Origin of the sequence: Streptomyces sp. NPDC088387 (assembly GCF_044753385.1) — a bacterium.
In the GTDB taxonomy this organism is placed as follows: Bacteria; Actinomycetota; Actinomycetes; order Streptomycetales; family Streptomycetaceae; genus Streptomyces.
In genome coordinates, this window is the sequence record NZ_JBIVNC010000017.1 from 170,457 (window position 1) to 187,652 (window position 17,196).

Here is a 17,196-nt window from a genome sequence, read left to right on the forward strand (position 1 = left end):
CAGGGGCTGCGCCGGCTCCGGACGAGGAGTCAGATGTCTTCGTGCCGAGCTCGGCAGACCGACCCCGCACCTTGATGCAGCCAGGTTTCCCGTCTGCCGAGGGACGCGAAGCCTGGCCCCGAGCGGACGTGCCGCTCAGCTCTCAACGGCCCGCCGGATGAAGTCCTGTCGCGTCGCCAAGGAGGCCCGCGAGACACCGGTATCTGGAGCCAGGCTCTCGAATCCGTGGAAGGCGCCACCCCACATGTGGAGGTCAACGCTCACGCCGGCTTCCGACAGTCGTCCGGCGTAGTCGAGGATCTCGTCTCGGAATGGCTCGGCGGAGCCTGTGTCGATATAAGTCCGCGGAAGGCCACTCAAGTCCACGGCGCGAGCCGGTGCAGCGTAGGGCGACACGTCCGGGCCACCGCGGCGGTCGCCGAGCAGGGCAGTCCAGCCGAAGAGATTGCTCCTGCGGTCCCAGCTGGTCTCGCCTTCCACCATGTGACTGCTGTGGGTCTGCAAGCGGTCGTCCAACATCGGGCACATGAGCACTTGATGGCTCAGGCCGGGGTAGCCACGGTCCCGCGCGAGAAGTGCGGTGCCTGCCGAGAGACCGCCGCCCGCGCTTCCACCGACAACGATCAGGCGCTCGGGGTCGATGCCGAGCTCGGTGGTGTTGCGAGCGGTCCACACCAGTCCGGCGTAGCAGTCCTCAACAGGCGCAGGGTCCGGGTGCTCCGGGGCCAGTCGGTATTCGACCGACACCACCACGGCCTTTCCCGCGGCGACGAAGGAAAGCAACGCATCCACGCCCAGCCGCCTGTCGCCGACGAACATCCCGCCACCATGAATGTGGTAAAGGGCGGCCTTGGGGCCGAGATTCTCGGAAGGCCGGAGGATCAGCAACGTAATATCAGGAGCCCCCTGCGGTCCGGGGACTTGTCGCTCTTCCACCGTGACCTTGCCGTCCACCGTCAGATCCAGCGGCTTTCCGGTTACCAAGGTCTGCGCCGTCGTCTGTCGGATTGCAGGCAGTTGATCGTAGGAGAGCATGGAGCGAGTGTCCCCGAAGACATGGACGAAAGGGGCGAGTTCGGGGTCGTACGGTGGTTTACGCGTGACTTCGCCGAAGATTTCCTTCATCTCGTCAGGCATGACCTACTCCTTTGGAATCAATCGGGCCGGATCGGAGTGTGCGGCCACGGTGCCGGAATCTACGCCTGCGCGGTGCCATCTTGGAGCGTCACTCAATGAGCCCGTACTGTCTGGCCTTGGCACGGACTTCGTCGATCCCGAGGAACGAGTCGTAGGCAAGCAGGCCCTCCAGGCCTTTCCACCATTCCTCGATGGAGACCGTCGAGCCCTCCGCGGCGAGCGTCGCGTAGGCGGCACGCAATACAGCCGTGGCGCTGAAGTGAGCAAGCGCGTAATACAGGACGACTCCAGCACCGAGCTCCGCCAGGTCCGCGGCACTGGTGGCCGGGTTGTCGACGACGATGATCGGCACTCGCGCCTCTGGCACGAACGCCTGCCACTCTTCGGGCGACAGAGTGCCGGCGAGGAACAGGGCATCGGCCCCTGCATCCTGATATGCCAGCAGTCGCTCGACGGCCTCGGCCCCGCCGAGGCTTCTCTGGGAGTCCGTCCGCGCGATGACCAGGAAGTCATCCGAGTCACGCGCGTCGAGAGCGGCCTTGACCTTGTCCACTGCGTCTTCCACAGGGATGATCGAGGGCTTTTGCGTGATGTGCTTGCCGAAGGCGTGATCCTCCAGATGGAGTGCGGCCGCGCCGGCGCGCTCCAGCAGCCGGGTGCTGCGGGCCACATGCAGCGGGTTTCCCCAACCACCCTCGCCGTCCACGATCACGGGGACGTCGACCACCGGGGCGAGGCGACGTACCTGGTCTGCCATGTCCTCGGCGCTGATGTAGCCGATATCGGGGATCCCGTATTTCGTCGCCCCCGTGCCGTAGCTGCCAATGTAGGCGGCTTTGAAGCCGGACTCCTTGAAAGCCAGTGCTGAGATGCCATCGTAGACTGCGGGCACAATCAGGGGGTTCTCAGTGGCCATCAGCGCACGCAAGCTCTTTTTCGTCACAGCTCCGGCACCTCCTTAGGTTCTCGTTTCCGCAACGTAACGTCAGATACCGCCGCAGGTGAAGGACCATTCCAGCAAAAGACCTTGACCCACACGGTCACAATCGGCGCTGCGGGCCACCCGCTTGTGGGGACAATCGCAGTGGTATGTTGAATTGTGGATGTTCGACAACTACGCCATTTTCTGACCGTCGCGGACACTCTCAGCTTCAGCCGAGCTGCCGAGAGGCTCTTCATGGCAACGTCGCCTCTCAGCCGCAGCATCGCCCAGTTGGAGTCGGAGATCGGCGGAAAGCTGTTTCTCCGCGACACCCGCAACGTTCAACTGACGCCGCTGGGCATCGCACTGGTCCCCTACGCACAGCAAACAGTGGCGCAACTGGATTTGCTCAAGCGGGACATGCAGCGCCACGTAACGGGGCGTCCCGAGGTACACGTGGGAATGCGTTCCCTACCGCACCCCGTCCTGCATGCCATGAAGAGCGCGATCCAGGCTGCCGCACCGACAGCGGCCACACGGCTCCATCCCATGCAGTCGCTCGCTCAGATCGATCGGGTACTTGACGGATCCCTTTCGTTCGGTCTCGTCAACCGAACGAGCAGTGATCAACGCCTCGCCTTTCTCCCGGTACTCGACGAGAAGTCGGCGCTTGCCCTGCCCGAACTTCCGAGGTACACGCATCTGAACACGGTGCAGCCGAGCGACATCAGAGATCTTCGGATTCTGATCCAGCCCAGCGCGGCGGACTCCGGGGGCCTAGTCGACACCTATCTTCAGGCAGCCCTGGATATCGAGTGGGTGGAACACGAGATCATCGGCGGTCTTGGCGCCCTGATCGCCCAGGGAGACGCATGCTGTTTCACCGTGGCCAACCCTGAAGCACCCTGGCACCGTTACCTCAACACAGAGGGAGTGATCATTCGACCTCTGTTCGAAAAAGAGGCGGTATCTCGTACCTGCCTCGTCTGGCGCGCCGACCGAAATCACTCTGCCGACCTGGGTCCGATGATTGGGCAGATTCGGGCTGCTTTTCAAGCACCGATGGAGTTCTAGCACGTCCGGCTCATGACTCCCATCACCCCACTCTTTCCTTTCCGGCAAGACTGCATCCCAGATCCGGACGTAGACCTGTTCGACTCACGCGGCTACGGTCACCAGGCAATCGAAGGGTGATTATTTATGTCGCAGAATGAGCTTGTCACTTTCCGTGGCCCGACCGTCATCACTGGGTCCTTGTCGAATCCGGTGATCCCCGCGGCCGACCTGGTGATGGAGGGTTCACAGATAGTCTCTCTCCGCACGGCAGGTGTCGGCGAGACCCGCGGACGAGTCGTCGACCTGTCCGGCCGCTACGTGATGCCCACCCTGATCAACCCGCACGTCCACATCGGGTACATGCGGGACGGTGTCGGTGACCCTGCGCACTACTCGAAGGACAACGTCCTCGACCATCTGCGCCGCTTCGCCTACTACGGAGTCAGCGTCGTCCAGTCGCTCGGCACTGATCGTGAGGGAACCGAACTGGACCTGCGTGACCAGCAGCGCGCCGGCTCACTCGACGACCCGGAACTCTCGACGCTGCTCACCGCGGGAACCGGTCTCGTGGCACCAACGCCTGGCAGCAGCAATGGCAGTGCCCGCTTCGCCACGGATGTGGTCAACGAGGTCACCGACCCGGACTCCGCCCGCGCCGTGGTCCGGAAGCTGGCCGCGGATCGAGTCGATGTGATCAAGTTCTGGATCGACAGCCGGGGCGGCTCCAAGGTGAAGATGCCTCCGGCGGTCTATCGGGCCATCATCGACCAGGCGCACAAGGAACGCCTCAGAGTGATCGCCCACATCTACGATCTCGAGGACGCCAAGGGTGTCATCAGAGCCGGCGCAGACGGGACGGCACACCTTGTACGCGATCCTGGCCATGACGACGAGCTGATCAGCCTCCTGCTCGAACGGGACGCGTTCGTGTTCACCTCGCTCGGGATCCAGCGGGCCGCCGTCGTCGGCCCGGCTCTCCTTGACGACCCCTTCCTTGCCGAGACGGTGCCGGACTCGGCCAGGAGCTTCCTGCGCGAGCGGATGAAGACCGCTTCCACGGCGCAACTCGGTCACCTGCGCCGTGTGTACGAGACCCTCAGACGCGAAGTGGCGGCGTTCTCCTCCGCGGGTGTCCGCCTGGTGCTGTCCGCAGACACCGGCGTGGCCGCTCAGTTCCCGGGATTCGCGGAGCACTTCGAGCTTGAGTCGATGGTCGATGCCGGGATGAGGCCTCTCGGCGCGATCAACTCGGGCACCGAGCAGTCGGCCCGTGTGCTGGGCATCGGGAGGGAGCGAGGCACGCTCGCACCCGGAAAGCGTGCCGACTTCCTCGTACTCGACGCGGACCCGCTGGCCGACATCCGCAACACCCGCCGCATCCGCGACGTGTACCTCGGCGGCCACCGGTTGGACCGGCCGGCCATGCGCTCTACATGGACGGGCTAGCGCCAACAACAGAGACACGGCAAGCCGGTGCCAACGGTGTCGGAGCCGAAATCGGCTTACAGGGCCGCCCCATCAACACGCACGACCCATCACGCACTACACGACCCATCACGCACTAACAGAAGGAAACGTACAATGACGTACGAAACGCACCAGAGCGACTTGATTCCGGAAGCGCTGCGGGACTGGCCGGGGCATACCGGCAACTGGGGTCGCTGGCCGAATGATCGCGGGACACTCAACCTCCTGACGCCCGAGGTGACCCTCCGAGGTGTGCTGGCCGTGCAGACCGGTGAGGTCTTCCCGTGTGCCAGGCCCATCCTCAACCAGGGCAGCCTCATTCGGCTCGAAGGGCCGGGCTCGGACGTGGGAGCCATCAGCGACCGGATCAACGCCTACGAACCACACATCGGCCCGACCCATATGGATGGTCTTGGCCACATGTTCTACAAGCGCCTCGGATTCAACGGCCACACCATCGACGAGGTGTTCGACGAAAACGGGGCCCGCAAACTCGACATGATGGGCGACGTGGGCATCGTGACCCGCGGTGTGTTCGTCGACGTCGCCCGCAGGCGCGGCGTCGACCGGCTCCGGGACGACGACTGCGTCTACGTCGAGGACATCGCGGAGGCTGCCGACCGTGTGCAGCCCGGAGACGCCTTTGTCGTCCGCCTGGGCCCACGCTCGAATCTCGCCGCTGTGGACCCGTCAGCCGGGTTCCACGTCGACTGCCTTGAACTCCTGGGCGGCAAGGACATCTCGGTGCTGGTCTCCGACTCACCGAGCGACCGGTTCCCCACCGCCACGCCCGAACTGCCGGCACCGCCCATCCACGTCCTTGCCGAGGTCTTCTACGGCATGCCGCTCGTTCACGACCTCAACCTCGAGGCAGTGGGCGAGGCATGCGCGGCGCAGGAGCGGCAGGACTTCCTGATCGTTGTCGCTCCCCCCAACATCCACGGGACCGTGGGCCAGATCGTTCAACCTGTCATCGTCCTCTGACCAACGGGCAGATCAGTCCGGGCGCTGGACTCGAAACGCCCCGGTGCCCGGACATGCCACTGCGACGGTATGCATCCGCTGCGGGCTCAAGTCCGGTGCGCTCGACCGCACATGAACGTGAGCGCCGCGTACGCGTCGACCGTTCGCTACCGCCGGCAACACGTGCGGGGCTCGGTGGCCAGCTCCGGGTCGGCGCACGGGCTGGGATGCGACCACACGTGGAACATCCGGTCTCGACCACCACAGCCCTGCGATCCACTCCGGACACGACGGCATGCCGGCAATAGCCAAAGCTCGCCGCACCTAGCCATCGGTCGGACCGGTCGCGTAACGCGTATGGCGGCGACTGGAGAGCGCACCCCCCGGATCGACGCCGCCGACCTGGGCAGCACCCTTCCGATCGTCCTCGACGCCATCGAGTCCGACCACGCCGACATGGCTTCTGTCAGCAGGGCAAGTGTGCTGATTTGCCGCGCCTTCGCCTGCCCCACCGTGGTCACTCGGTTTCGGTCGGAAAGTGGTGGAGGGCTCTCTGGTGATGTACCGCCCTCGGCACCGCAGTGCGCCATCAGCACCTTCACCTCTTCATCCACATCACCAACGAGTGGAGCTCCCGTGCCTGAAACGGCTCGCGTCAACCCATTGATCGACCTCCTTGAGGCGGACAAGCCCGTCTTCTCGGTCTGGGTCAACTACTACGGTGTCAGCGCTGACCACCAAGTCGCCGCGACCGCACAGGCGAATCCCAGCTACGACTTCTACCTCTACGACTTGGAGCACCAGCCCTACGACGTGGAACGGCTTCGCCGTTTCCTCCAGGACCTGCTCGACCCCGACGTGCTCGCCACACAGGGCCGCGCGGCGATCAAGCCGGTCATCGCCCGCATCCCGTCCGCGGGCCGGGAGTTGAACTCCTGGGTGGTCAAGCAAGTCCTGGATGCCGGCGTCGCCGGCCTGATGTTCCCCCACATCGAGACCGCCGAGGAAGCACTGGCCGCTGTCGCCGCGGCACGCTACCCGCAGAAGCCCGGTGCGCCCGACTACGAGCCGGAGGGCCGACGCGGGTTCAGCCCCGCTGTGCCCGCGCGCTATCGGGGCGTGGACCAACTCGCGTATGTGGAACGTTCTGACATCTGGGGGCTCGACCCCAACGGCGAACTCGTGTTGATCTTCATCATCGAGAGCCGCAAGGGTATCCAGAACGTCCACAGCATCGCCAAAGCCCTGCACGACGCCGGGGTGAAGGCGATTCTCTGGGCCGGCGGTGGCGATCTCGCCCTGTCCAACGGCGAACCACCCTACGGCGGAGCGATGCCCAAGACCATCGACGGCATCCATGCCGTCCTCGCTGCCGGTAGTGAGTTCGGTCTACCGGTGGGCCTGAACGACTACACAGACATCGAAGTCAACTACACCAAGGGTGCACGCGCTTTCTTCGCAATCGGCCCCCACATGCTGGCCGCCTCCCCCCTGACGGCTGGTCAGCGCAGCGCTCTTGGCCGATAAGGAGAGAACACCGTGACCGAGATCAATTCGCCCGACACCGACACCGACACCGTCGTCGGATACTTCGACACACTCAGCAACTGGGGCCGCTGGGGCGAAGACGACCGCCTCGGAACCCTCAACCTGATCACCCCGGACAAACGACGCGAGGCGGCCGCGCTGATCCAGGAGGGAATCTCCCTCTCGCTCTCCCGTGACATCGACCCGCAGGACGCGGACCCGCTGCACACCGGGATCGCCGTCGTCCAAAGATTCATGCAGATCGGTGAGGTCTCCCACTACGTCGGCAAGGACGGGAGCCGCTTCGACTCCATCACCGACTACGTCGGGATCGCCGCACACGGCTCCAACACCCACCTCGACGGGCTGGCCCACTACTCGTGGGACGGCCGGATGTACAACGGCTACGTCGTCGACGACGACGTCTCCTCCATCCAGGGTTCCAAAAAGCTCTCGGTCAGCGACGCTCATCAGGGCATCGTCAGCCGCGGCGTCCTGCTCGACATCCCCGCACTTCACGACGTGCCCTGGCTGGAGCCCGGTCACCCGATCACCATTGCCGAACTCGACGAAGCCGAACAGCGCCAAGGCGTCACCGTCGGCTCCGGAGACGTCGTTCTGGTGCACACCGGACACGTTGCCCGAACCCTTCAGCACGGAGTCGAGCGTGACCCGGGTCTGGGCCTCGCCAAGGAACCGGGCCTGCACGCCTCCTGTCTGCCGTGGCTCCGCGAACGGGACATCGCGGCCCTCGGCAGCGATGCCATCCAGGACGTGCAGCCGTCGGGATTCCCCGACCTGTCACTTCTCCGCCCCATCCACACCGTGGGGCTGGTCGCCCTCGGCCTGTGGCTCATCGACAACGTCGAGTTGCGCCAGCTCGTGGAGACCTGTCGCACCCGGAACCGCTATGAGTTCTTCTTCGCGATGCTGCCCTGGCGGCTCAAAGGCGTGACGTCCAGCGCGACCAACCCGGTCGCGATTCTCTAGAGCGGGGCGGGGCGCCGTGTCGGCGCGGCGCCCCGCCCTCTCCACCCGGCCACGGTGCGTGCACGCACCGACTCGCCCACTGTGACAGCCAGTTGAAAGGAGCGGCCCCGGCATTTCGTGGCAGTTCCTCAGCTGCCCGATGCTCGATGACCGCGACAACACCGTATCCACCCAGCAGATCACTGATGGCGTGCCTCGGGCTCGGTCTTCCGAGGTCGACGCCATGCAAACAGATGTGGGCCCCGGGTCATCCAACGAGGACTTGGGTGAACCGGGGCGGTTGGTCTGAATCGATTTTCGCGATGCGAAGCCGCGTTGGCTAGATGGCCGGCGGCTTGAAGCCTCCACCGTCGACATCGATGACCGCGCAGTTGATGTATCGGGACGCGGGCGAGGCCAGGAAGGCCACAGCTTCCGCGACGTCCTCAGGCAGGCAGGGCCGACCCAGTGTGGTCATTCCGCCGAAGGCGTTCAGCTGATCCTCGTTGAACATCTCGCGAGTCGCTTCGGTGAGAACGAAACCGCACCGAATCACATTGCTGCGGATGCCCTGGGCGCCAAGCTGCGCGCCGGCGTACAGGGAGAACGTCTCCAGGGCAGCCTTGGACGCGCCGTAAGCGGGCCGGTCGGAAGCGGCGTGCTGCGAAGCACCGGAGGAGACATTGATGATCGAACCTCCTCCGTCACTGGCCAGCATCGCCGGAACAGCGTGGCGAGCGCCCCAGACCGCAGCCATCGTGTTCAGGTCGAACGTCCGGCGCCAGGCCTCGTCGGTGGCGGTAGCGGCGTCTGTGTCTCCGGGGATTACGGCAGCAGCGTTGTTGTCCAGCACGTCGAGCCGCCCGAAGCCGGTCATGGCGGACTGCACGAGGGCCTCAACCCCCTTTTCCGTGGAGACATCGGCACGTACGCCGACAGCGGCGTCCCCGAGTTCATCGACCAGCTCCTGAAGGACGTCCTCCCTGAGGTCGCCCAGGACAACGCGTGCCCCTTCACGCACCAGGGTGCGGGCCGTCGCAGCACCGATGCCCCTCGCGGCACCGGTGATGACAGCCACCTTTCCATTCAGGCTATTGGCCACGGTTGTCTCCTTGTCGAACGATTCCGCCGTACAGCAGTCGCCGGAGGTATTTACCAGCACGGCTTCGCGGAACATGATGTGATTTTGAATAAGGCGCTTCGGATGAGGCGCGTCAGCCTCTCTCGGTTAGGGACCGATGGCGTCGACCGGGCTGGAACCGTGCCGTCTCAGTGAGGATCGAGTCGACCGACTCGGCGTTCCCGGCTCGATGAGCCTTCCTCGCGGGGCGATGATTTCCGCATTCGAGACTCGCCGGCTCCGTAATATGTCGCACCAATGGGAAGCGCCTCTTTCGTCAAAAGTATGCGCAACAGCCGACCGCGTCCAGGTCCCATTGAGGCACAGACCATTGCTCACAGCGCAATAGTCTGCGCGACGGCTCAAGCCAGGACCGTACAACGCGATACGCGACCGACTGCCCACACCAGAAAAGGCGGCTGTCAGCCGGTGCGGCGGCGGGACGGGGTCGAAGGGGCGAGAAGGTCGTTCTCCTTCAGCAGCATGTTGAACTGCTTGATCTGCCGCAGGACGGGCGAGACCTCGATGCCCTGTACTCCCTCCAGCGCTCCGATGCGGTCTGTGACGAAGCTGAAGAGGTCTTCGAGGGACCGGCAGTTGACCACCGCGTGCATGTTGGGCACCCCGGAGACCGCGGCGGCGAACGCGACCTCCGACATGTGGGAGAGCGCCTGCCCGACTGCTCGGACGGCCCTCGGCGAGACCTGTAGCCACAGGTTGGCCCGGGTCGAGAAACCGAGAGCCGCTCTGGACAGCTCGACGTCCAGGTGGATGACACCCGTGTCCAGCAGGGCCTTGACCCGGCGGGCGGTGCGCGCGGGGCTGATGCCGGCGGCAGCCGCCAGGCTTACGTTGCTGGCCCGGCCGTCGGCGGCCATGGCGAGCAGGATCGCCTCGTCGTGCGGCTGGAGTTGCACGGGTTCCGTCTGGAAGCCGGTGGCAGGTGGGGTGAGTGCCGTCCGTTCCGTGTCGGTGAGCACGTCATGCAGGGCGGTCCATTCCTGTGAGCAACCGCGGGTGAACACATGCATGGCGACGGCTGCGTCGATCTTGAGGACGGAAGACACCCTCGGCAGCAGTTCGACCAGGAGCCGTTCCCGGTCCTGCTGGGTGCGTGAGCGCACCGCGGACGTCACTTCCGAACCGGCCGCGTTCAGCGACACCCAGCTGACGTCGTCGCGCCGGGCGAGTGCGTCCGAGATCGCGGGGGTGGCGTCCGGGCGGCACTGCACCCGGATGATCCACTCGCTCTGCCCGAGGACAGCGGTATCGACCACCCCCACCACTTGGAGGACACCTTCACGCCGCATACGCCGGTAGCGGCGAGCGACCGTGGCCTCCGAGACTCCCAGCACCTGCCCGAGCCGCGCGAATCCCTCCCGAGGTGCGAACTGCAAGGCGGCGATGACCCTCAGGTCGTCCGCGTCCAGGCGGTCCACCGTTGTCGGAGTCATGGCGATCACAGTCCCTTCGATCAGGTGGTGTACGGGAAACACAGAGACGGAGGAGGTACGGAGGGAGAGCCCGTCTACAACATCATCCCGCCGCTGGCCTCCACCCGCGTGCCGTTGATCCAGCCGGTGCCCGGGGTGAGAAGGGCCGCGACCACACCGCCGATGTCCTGGGCCTCACCGACCCTGCCCAGCGCGGTCATACCGCCGATGGCCTCGCGTCCCCGAGGGGTTCCCGCAAAGCCGCCGGCGAAGTCGGTCGCGGTGGCGCCGGGAGCGACGACGTTCACCGAGATACGACGTTCGCCGAGCTCCACGGCGAGATACCGGGTGAGGACCTCCACCGCTGCCTTCACCGAGGCATACGCGGACATGCCTGCGTTGGCGAACCTGGTCAGGGCGGTGGAGACGTTGACGACCCGCCCCTCTTCGGCGATGAGCGGCAGCAGCTTCTGGGTCAGGAAGAAAACACCCTTGAAGTGGACGTCCACCAGCTCGTCGAAGTACTCCTCGCTCACTTCGGTGAAGGGTACAAGGCCTCCCGAGCCGGCGTTGTTGACGAGAAAGTCGAACTGGGTTCGGTCCCAGTCGGCCTCAAGGGTGGCGCGGACCTTGTCGGCGAAGACGGTGAAACCACCGCTGTCGGCGACGTCCAGCTGGAGAGCCCGCACCTTGCGACCCAGGGCACGGACCTTGTCAGCCACCGCATCGGCCTCCTCCTTGTGGCTGCGGTACGTGAAGATGATGTCGGTGCCGTCCTCGGCCAGCTTCAGCACGGTGTCGCGACCAAGACCTCGGTTGCCGCCGGTGACCAGGGCGATCCGGGGGGTGGAATGCGTGGACATGGGTTTCTCCGTGGTTGAGACGTAACGATGGAGGAAGAAGGATTCGGGGGCGGGAGCAGCGTCAGAGGCCGGCTGGCTCGTCCTGCTGTCCAGGACGGACCACGAACAGCAGGACGGCGAGCAGGACGACGAGCCCGCCGGTGATGACGGAGGCCATGGCAGCGGGTCCCGTGCCGATGACTCCGACGAGGGGCGCGACCAGGGCGCCGACGCCGAACTGGACGGCACCCAGCAGCGCGGCGGACGTCCCGGCGATCCGGCCGTGCCGGGACAGGGCGAGCGCCGGGGCGTTCGGCATGGCGAAGCCCGTGGCGAACAGGGTCAGCCACAGCGGCACGAGGACACCTGCCATGCCCCCGAACCCGGTTGCCCCGCACACCACCAGAAGAACGCCTGCCGTGGTGGCCAGGACGGCCGCACGGACCAGAACCTGCATGGGCGTACGGTGACGCAGCACACGTACGTTCAGCTGGGTGGCCCACACCACCCACAGCGCACCGGCGCCGAAGGTGACGGCGAACTCCTGCTCGTCGAGGCCGAAATGCTCCTGGAAGACGAACGGAGATCCGGCGACGAAGGCGAAGATGGTGCTCATCGCCAGGCCCGCCACCAGCACCAGCCCGACAAACTGCCGATCGCGCAGGAGTGTCGCGTAGTCCCTCGTCGACTGGCGCAGGCCACCGGAGCGGCGTCGCCGCGACGGCAGGGTCTCGGACAGTGAGCGAGCCGTCACTGCCGTGATCAACGCGCTGAGCACGGTCAGTACCGCGAAGACGCCCCGCCAGGACGTGGCCGTCAGTACCGCACCGCCGAGCGTCGGCGCCAGGATCGGCGCCACGCCCATCACCAGCATGAGTCGTGAGAGAAGGCCGGCCGCGGCCGAACCTTCGTACAGGTCCCGGACGATCGCCATCGCCACCACGGTGGAGGTGGCGGCCCCCAGCCCCTGTAGTACTCGCAGCACATCAAGAACCACGAGGTTCGGAGCCACGACGCACAGTGCGGACGCGACGATGTGTACACCGAGCCCTGCGAACAGGGGCCGGCGCCGTCCCAGTGCGTCCGACATCGGGCCTGCGACAAGCTGCCCCGCGGCAAGGCCGACGAGCGTCGCGGTGAGCGTCAGCTGGACCGACGCGGTGCTCGCGTCCAGCTGCCGGCCGACGGCGGGAAGCGCAGGAAGATACATGTCGGTGGTCAGTGGGCCGACCGCGACGAGACCGCCCAGGAGCAGGACCGTGCGCAGTCGGGCACCGGGTCCGGCGATCTCCGCGTGGGCCTCGGAGGGTGTGGGGGGAGTCTCCATGGCTGAAAGCATCAGCGACGGCGACGGCGGAAAGGGCTCCAAGCCCCTCCTCGCCGACGAAAGCTGCACGAGACGACGCGGCCACGCGGTTTTCCGACGTGGTGGGACCTCTTCATCGAGTGGTTCTGTCACCGCCAGGTGGGCGGTGGCCACGTGATCGGGCCGGAGCCCACCGTCACCGGCCGCGGCAGCCGTCCAGGGCCTGGAGTGCCTCGGCCGCGAGTTCGCGCGTCAACCGTGAGTCGTCGGAGGCGAGTTCGGTCAGCCGCTCGCGTACGCGTGCCTCGTCCGGGGGCAGACGACCGGTCTCGGTGACCCAGTGCCCCAGACCGCTCATCGCGGACCGCCGCACGCCGCTGTCCGGGTCGTCCAGGCCGCGGACGAAACGCGGCACGTCCCGCGGGGTGTGCGCGTCGCTCGCCACCTCGGGATCCAGGAGGGCCAGCGCGACCCGCCGGACATCAGGGATCACAGAGCCGTCCGCCAACTCGCGCAGGGCCGGCAGTGCCTCGGTCAGGCCCATGAGGGCCCCGTGCGTCCGATGGATCGCCTTGGGGCCCTGGGCGAGACGGGCCACCAGCGCGTCGGCCACGGCCCCGCGTTCCCAGAAGCGCAGCCCGTAGTCGGTGAGGGCGTGGATGCCCTCCACGGCGCCCGCGCTGACGTCGTCGTCCGGGTCTTCAAGGAGCGGAAGCAGCAGCCAGACGGCGTCCCACTTCCCCGCCTCGCCGTAGGCGTCGGCCGCGGCACCACGCGTGCGGCCGGGCAGTTCCGGGTCCGTGAGCGCCGAACGCAGGTGTGCCAGCGTGGTCCGGGTGCCGATCGCGCCCAGCGCCTTCGCCGCCTGCCGACCTGCGTCGGGGTGCCGGAGCCAGCGAAGAGCGGGGGCGATCGCACGTTGTTCCTCCCGCCGACCGAGTTCATGGAGCAGATCCCCCGCCACCTCCGAGCTCTCCTCGGTCTCCAGCGTGGCGACCAGCATGTCCGTGGTCTCGTCGTCCGGAAGCTCGGACAGCCAACCGAGCACGGCCCTGCGTACAACGGGCGAGGGATCGCCCAGTCCGGCGATCAGTGACGGGTGGAGACGTTTGGCGAAGTTCGGGGGCAACCGCTCCAACGCCTGGGCCCGCGCGGCCGGTTCACCCTCCTCGGCCGTGCGGATCACCGCGGCCTTCACAGCCGGGTCGTCCCAGAAGTCAAAGGTCATGGAGCGCGCCCGACCCCAGACAGAGGGATCCAGGTCGCCGAACAGCCGGGCGAGTCCGTCGGCGTCACCCGGTACCCCCAGCCCGCGCAGCGCGTCGAGGGCGAGGATGCGCAGGTGACGGTCGGGGTCACGGAACAACCGCACGCACGCGTCGACGAACCGCTGGTCGCTCAGCCCCAGCCGTATCGCCGCCACCAAGGCCTTCTGGCGCACCTGGGGATCGGGGTCGTCCATCAGCGCCAGCAGTCGCTCCTCCACCGCCGCCTCCGCGACCCCCACCCGGCCGAGGCCCACCGCCGCGCCCTCCCGCACCTCCGGCGCCGGATCGGCCGTCGCCCGGACCAGCACCGCCACGTGCTTGGCGTCGCCGAGCTTGCCGAGACCCTTGGCCGCGGCCGCGCGCTGCCAGGTGTCTCCCGAGTCCAACACCCGCAGGAAATAGGCGATCTGGTCTTCCGTGCTCATATGCACCCCGGTAGGTAAGACCGTTGAGCCTGGCCGAGGTTGTACCGGGTTCCGGGCGTTCGACGGCGGAACCGCTCCCCGCCGTTGATGTGCGGGATCCGGCCGGTCACGTAGGGCGCCTCGGGCGGGACTGGTCAGCGGATGGCAGCCGCAGATGCTCCCGAATCCTCGCGGCGACGAGTTCGGGGCGCTCCTCGGGGAGATGATGTCCTGCGTTGTCGACGACCTCGACGCGCAGCTGCGGGGCCTGTGTTGTGGCGTCGCCCAGCATGGCCGGTGGTGTGAACCGGTCGGCGCCGCCGGCGAGCAGAAGTGCGGGCGGCCGGAGCCTGCGGGTCTCCGGGTGCCGCAGCATCGGGATGAACTCGTGGTACGCGAACTGGTACATGAGCTGTTCACCGGCGCGCGCGAGGTCGGGCCGACGGAGCATGTCCACGTACGCGGCGACGGCGTCGGCCGGCATCGACGCCCGGTCCGCGACACCCAGACGCAGCCAGGTCCGGGTGAAGGACGGGACGTGCTTGAGGACGAAGCGGCCGACCAGCGGGGTCTCGACGAACGGGGTCCACAGGTAGCGCCAGGCGTTGCGGGCCACCCGTCGGACGTCGTTGTAGGGGTGCAGCTCGTTGAGGGCCACCACGTGGGAGACGCGGTCCGGATCGTCCAGCGCAAGCTGGAAGGCCAGGGCGGCACCGCGGTCGTGCCCGACGAGCGCGACCCGGTCGAGGCCCAAGGTGTCGAGCAGGGCCCGCAGATCGTCGACAAGGTCGGCGGTGCGGTAACCGCTCCTCGGCGCGTCCGTCCAGCCGGCTCCGCGCAGGTCGACCGCGATGAGCCGGTGCGAGTCGCTCAGCAGGGGCATGATGTGCCGCCACATGTACCAGTGCTGGGCCCAGCCGTGCAGCAGGAGGACAGGGGGCCCGGCGCCCGCCTCGGCGACATGCGTGCGCAGCCGCCCCGTATCGACGTACCGATGGCGAACGCCAGGAACCTCGGGCGGTACGGGGACATCCGGCGCGTTGGTGCCCGCCGTACCGTGTGCTTCACGTTGTGGTGAGGTCATCCGTGTCCCTGCCCCCCATCGGCGTGATCGGGGACCGTGAGCGGGTCGCCGGTGTCCGACACGAACACGACCAGCAGTCTGGCGTGCCGGGTCCGGCTGGTGTTCGTGGAGACCGCGTGGTGGGCACCGGGCTGTTCCGCCCAGCTCTGGCCCTGGTGGTAGGTGCGGGCCGGCCGGCCGTCGAGCTTGCTGCGTACGGTGCCCTCCAGCACGTATGCGTAGACGAACGCCTGTCCGTGCCGGTGCGGGACCGAGCGTGCGTTGGGCGGATAGTCCACGACGATCGAGCTGAACGTCTTGCCCTTCACCTTCGGCAGTGCCTGCTCGTAGAGCGGGGTGACCGTCTCGGACGGGTATGTGGAGGCGGATGCGGAGGGGGTTGCCGAGGGGGTTGTGGTGGCCGCGGACGGGTTTTGGGTGGCGGCCGCGGGGGCGGTGGCGGGCTTGCCGGCCGGCGAGCAGGCCGTGCCGGCCAGCACCACGCCGGTGATGAGCGCGACCGCCAGGGCCGGCAGGACGGGCAACGGGCGTATGCGGGACACAGTGGGGGGGGCTTTCTCGTTCAGTCTTCGGTGATACGGATGATCGTCTTGCCGTTGGTGTTCGCGCCGGGCGCGAACGCGGAGGCCGCCTCCGCAAGGGGCCGTACGGCGCCGACGACCGGCTTGAGCCGACCGTCCCGCACCCGCTGGGCGAGGTCGCCGAGCCGGGCTCGGTCGGGTTCGACGACGAAGAACACCGCCCTCCCCTCCGTGGGGTGGACCCTGGGCGGCTCGGCGATGGTGACGAGTGTGCCGCCGGCGCGCACCAGGGCGGTCGAGCGGTCCAGGATGTCGCCGCCGATGACGTCGAAGACGACGTCGACCTCGCCTGCGTCCTCCAGCTTCTCGGTCTGGAGGTCGAGGTAGGTGTCGGCGCCCAGGGCCAGTGCCCGGTCCCGGCCGGAGGTGCGTCCGGTGCCGATGACACGCGCGCCGGCCTCGCGGGCGAGCTGTACCGCGATCGAGCCGACGCCGCCCGCGGCGCCGTGGATCAGTACGGTCTGCCCGGTGGTGAGGCGGCCGTGGTCGAACAGGGCCTGCCACGCGGTCAGCCCGGAGATCGGCAGGGCGGCGGCCACGGTGTGGTCGATGCCCGCAGGCAGCGGGGCGAGGTTGCGCGCCTCCACGGCGACGTACTCGGCGAGTGTGCCGTCGCGGGTCCAGTCGGCCAGGCCGAACACCCGTTGCCCGACCGTCAGGCCCGTGGTGCCGTAGCCCAGCTCGGCCACCACACCGGACAGCTCGTGACCGGGCACGCTCGGCGTGCGGTCGTGGCCGGCGCGATCGGTCCACGTTCCCGGCCACTCCAGCTCGCCGGGGGTGAAGCCCGAAGCGTGCACCCGCACGACGACATCGTTCCCGGCCGCTTCGGGGTAGGGGAGGTCCGTCAGGGACATTCCTGCCAGACCGGCCTCAGGGTCTCGCACAGTGATGGCTTGCATGATGGTCCTTACGGGAGGGGAGGTGCCTTCGACCCTAGAAGGGAAGCGGTCCACATGCGTGGGCCATTTACCCACACTTCTGGTGGGCCGCTTTGCGACTCCGGTCCCCCTGGCCACATTCGCGTGCCTCATGGATTTAATTCAAAACAATCCCTTTATGAAAAACCGCGGCGGATCAGCGGCGCGCGGGTGTCACAACGCGGCGAGGGCGGACC

Annotated in this window: 15 protein-coding genes; 5 read left to right on the forward strand and 10 right to left on the reverse strand. The window is 67.2% G+C overall.

Annotated features, from left to right (window positions below):
- Nucleotides 1-135 precede the first annotated feature (135 nt).
- Both ACIQAC_RS34745 and ACIQAC_RS34750 read right to left on the reverse strand, forming a co-directional pair.
- On the reverse strand, nucleotides 136-1,137 hold the full coding sequence (locus ACIQAC_RS34745) for an alpha/beta hydrolase (protein ID WP_402198321.1): 1,002 nt from the start codon (nucleotides 1,135-1,137) through the stop codon (nucleotides 136-138).
- An 88-nt stretch (nucleotides 1,138-1,225) separates the two neighbouring features.
- On the reverse strand, nucleotides 1,226-2,080 hold the full coding sequence (locus tag ACIQAC_RS34750) for an oxaloacetate decarboxylase (RefSeq protein WP_402198324.1): 855 nt from the start codon (nucleotides 2,078-2,080) through the stop codon (nucleotides 1,226-1,228).
- Nucleotides 2,081-2,236: 156 nt separating this feature from the next.
- Here ACIQAC_RS34750 and ACIQAC_RS34755 point away from each other — a divergent pair, with 156 nt between their 5' ends.
- From ACIQAC_RS34755 to ACIQAC_RS34775, 5 genes are all read left to right on the forward strand, one after another.
- Complete coding sequence (locus ACIQAC_RS34755; protein WP_402198326.1) at nucleotides 2,237-3,133, forward strand: LysR family transcriptional regulator; 897 nt, start codon at nucleotides 2,237-2,239, stop codon at nucleotides 3,131-3,133.
- A 180-nt stretch (nucleotides 3,134-3,313) separates the two neighbouring features.
- Complete coding sequence (locus ACIQAC_RS34760; RefSeq protein WP_402198327.1) at nucleotides 3,314-4,561, forward strand: amidohydrolase family protein; 1,248 nt, start codon at nucleotides 3,314-3,316, stop codon at nucleotides 4,559-4,561.
- Between the two features lie 135 nt (nucleotides 4,562-4,696).
- Complete coding sequence (locus ACIQAC_RS34765) at nucleotides 4,697-5,566, forward strand: cyclase family protein (protein ID WP_402198330.1); 870 nt, start codon at nucleotides 4,697-4,699, stop codon at nucleotides 5,564-5,566.
- A 336-nt stretch (nucleotides 5,567-5,902) separates the two neighbouring features.
- Nucleotides 5,903-7,072, forward strand: a complete 1,170-nt coding sequence (locus ACIQAC_RS34770) for an aldolase/citrate lyase family protein (protein ID WP_402198332.1) — start codon at nucleotides 5,903-5,905, stop codon at nucleotides 7,070-7,072.
- A gap of 12 nt (nucleotides 7,073-7,084) precedes the next feature.
- A complete protein-coding gene (locus ACIQAC_RS34775; protein ID WP_402198334.1) occupies nucleotides 7,085-8,062 on the forward strand; it encodes a cyclase family protein in 978 nt (325 codons plus the stop codon).
- A 319-nt stretch (nucleotides 8,063-8,381) separates the two neighbouring features.
- Here the strand turns inward: ACIQAC_RS34775 and ACIQAC_RS34780 are convergent, their stop codons facing one another.
- The 8 genes from ACIQAC_RS34780 to ACIQAC_RS34815 all read right to left on the reverse strand — a co-directional run bounded on the left by ACIQAC_RS34780 (nucleotide 8,382) and on the right by ACIQAC_RS34815 (nucleotide 16,981).
- Nucleotides 8,382-9,218, reverse strand: coding sequence for an SDR family NAD(P)-dependent oxidoreductase (locus tag ACIQAC_RS34780; protein WP_402198336.1), 837 nt, complete (start codon nucleotides 9,216-9,218; stop codon nucleotides 8,382-8,384).
- A gap of 365 nt (nucleotides 9,219-9,583) precedes the next feature.
- Nucleotides 9,584-10,615, reverse strand: coding sequence for an Lrp/AsnC family transcriptional regulator (locus ACIQAC_RS34785; protein ID WP_402198337.1), 1,032 nt, complete (start codon nucleotides 10,613-10,615; stop codon nucleotides 9,584-9,586).
- 74 nt (nucleotides 10,616-10,689) lie between these two features.
- On the reverse strand, nucleotides 10,690-11,457 hold the full coding sequence (locus tag ACIQAC_RS34790; RefSeq protein ID WP_402198338.1) for an SDR family NAD(P)-dependent oxidoreductase: 768 nt from the start codon (nucleotides 11,455-11,457) through the stop codon (nucleotides 10,690-10,692).
- 61 nt (nucleotides 11,458-11,518) lie between these two features.
- Nucleotides 11,519-12,763, reverse strand: a complete 1,245-nt coding sequence (locus ACIQAC_RS34795; RefSeq protein WP_402198341.1) for a multidrug effflux MFS transporter — start codon at nucleotides 12,761-12,763, stop codon at nucleotides 11,519-11,521.
- A gap of 175 nt (nucleotides 12,764-12,938) precedes the next feature.
- Complete coding sequence (locus ACIQAC_RS34800) at nucleotides 12,939-14,435, reverse strand: HEAT repeat domain-containing protein (RefSeq protein ID WP_402198343.1); 1,497 nt, start codon at nucleotides 14,433-14,435, stop codon at nucleotides 12,939-12,941.
- Between the two features lie 106 nt (nucleotides 14,436-14,541).
- Nucleotides 14,542-15,498, reverse strand: a complete 957-nt coding sequence (locus ACIQAC_RS34805) for an alpha/beta fold hydrolase (RefSeq protein ID WP_402198345.1) — start codon at nucleotides 15,496-15,498, stop codon at nucleotides 14,542-14,544.
- Nucleotides 15,495-16,040 carry a cupin domain-containing protein gene (locus ACIQAC_RS34810; RefSeq protein ID WP_402198347.1) on the reverse strand — a complete coding sequence of 182 codons (546 nt, stop codon included), beginning with the start codon at nucleotides 16,038-16,040 and terminating at the stop codon, nucleotides 15,495-15,497. The genes ACIQAC_RS34805 and ACIQAC_RS34810 overlap by 4 nt, the downstream gene beginning before the upstream one ends.
- 20 nt (nucleotides 16,041-16,060) lie before the next feature.
- Nucleotides 16,061-16,981 carry an NADP-dependent oxidoreductase gene (locus ACIQAC_RS34815; RefSeq protein WP_402198349.1) on the reverse strand — a complete coding sequence of 307 codons (921 nt, stop codon included), beginning with the start codon at nucleotides 16,979-16,981 and terminating at the stop codon, nucleotides 16,061-16,063.
- Between the last annotated feature and the right edge of the window lie 215 nt (nucleotides 16,982-17,196).

Bases quoted from the DNA above. Each gene is read 5' to 3' on its own strand.
- ACIQAC_RS34745 (WP_402198321.1), bottom strand. From the start codon at position 1,137: ATGCCTGACGAGATGAAGGAAATCTTCGGCGAAGTCACGCGTAAACCA.
- ACIQAC_RS34765 (WP_402198330.1), top strand. From the start codon at position 4,697: ATGACGTACGAAACGCACCAGAGCGACTTGATTCCGGAAGCGCTGCGG.
- ACIQAC_RS34770 (WP_402198332.1), top strand. From the start codon at position 5,903: ATGGCGGCGACTGGAGAGCGCACCCCCCGGATCGACGCCGCCGACCTG.
- ACIQAC_RS34780 (WP_402198336.1), bottom strand. From the start codon at position 9,218: ATGTTCCGCGAAGCCGTGCTGGTAAATACCTCCGGCGACTGCTGTACG.
- ACIQAC_RS34785 (WP_402198337.1), bottom strand. From the start codon at position 10,615: ATGACTCCGACAACGGTGGACCGCCTGGACGCGGACGACCTGAGGGTC.
- ACIQAC_RS34790 (WP_402198338.1), bottom strand. From the start codon at position 11,457: ATGTCCACGCATTCCACCCCCCGGATCGCCCTGGTCACCGGCGGCAAC.
- ACIQAC_RS34795 (WP_402198341.1), bottom strand. From the start codon at position 12,763: ATGGAGACTCCCCCCACACCCTCCGAGGCCCACGCGGAGATCGCCGGA.
- ACIQAC_RS34800 (WP_402198343.1), bottom strand. From the start codon at position 14,435: ATGAGCACGGAAGACCAGATCGCCTATTTCCTGCGGGTGTTGGACTCG.
- ACIQAC_RS34805 (WP_402198345.1), bottom strand. From the start codon at position 15,498: ATGACCTCACCACAACGTGAAGCACACGGTACGGCGGGCACCAACGCG.
- ACIQAC_RS34815 (WP_402198349.1), bottom strand. From the start codon at position 16,981: ATGCAAGCCATCACTGTGCGAGACCCTGAGGCCGGTCTGGCAGGAATG.